The organism is Microvirga arvi (assembly GCF_016892765.1).
Lineage (GTDB): Bacteria > Pseudomonadota > Alphaproteobacteria > Rhizobiales > Beijerinckiaceae > Microvirga > Microvirga arvi.
In genome coordinates this window covers 1-679 of the sequence record NZ_JAFEMD010000220.1, presented here as the reverse complement: position 1 = coordinate 679, position 679 = coordinate 1, and the positions used below count along the sequence as shown (strand labels likewise).

The 679-nt window shown below is 64.7% G+C and carries 1 protein-coding gene; it reads right to left on the bottom strand.

The window, feature by feature from the left end:
- A partial coding sequence (locus tag ILT44_RS30605) for a DDE-type integrase/transposase/recombinase (protein ID WP_204243374.1) occupies window positions 1-679 on the bottom strand: 679 nt, incomplete at both ends.

The following is a 679-nucleotide window of genomic DNA, read 5'->3' as shown; positions in this document are numbered from 1 at the left end:
TGTCTGGATGCGAGACCTCCTTGGCATGAGCGATGACCTGGAGGGCTGGCGGCAAAGCGTCTGAATCGGGCGGCTTGTAGCGCCGGTTGGCCAGCTTCGGCTCGGCAGCCAGGCGCCGTTGCACAGCCTGCTCGGGTGAGGCGCCCTTGAGCACGCGCTGGCGTCTTCGGTTGTAGGCCTGATTGAAGCCCTTGAGCAGCGTCTCGAGGTCCCGATGGCTATAGATCGTGATGCCCAGCACTTCGCGCTGCACCCGCCCGTTGAAGCGCTCGACGAGGCCATTCGTTTGTGGCGTGTAGGGCTTGGTCCTGCGGTGCTCCACCTTCAACCTCCGGCAGGCCGCCTCGAAGCCATCGGCGGTAAAGCATGAGCCGCGGTCGGTGAGCACGTGCGTGACCTTGAAGGGGAAGGCGCGGACCGCCTCGTTCAGGAAGGCAACCGCGCTGGTGGTCAGCTCGTCGTCCTTGACGGCGAGATGGACCCAGCGCGAGCAGCGGTCGATGGCGACATACAGAAAGCGCTTGCGGGGCTCGCCATCGGCGGTTCTCAGCTTCGGCAGGTGCTTGATGTCCATGTGCACGAAGCCGAGGTCGTAGTCCTTGAATCTGCCGCTCTCCCGTTTGCGCTGCTGCGCCGGCGGCAATCGTCCCAAGCCTTCCGCCTTGAGGATGCGGTAGAC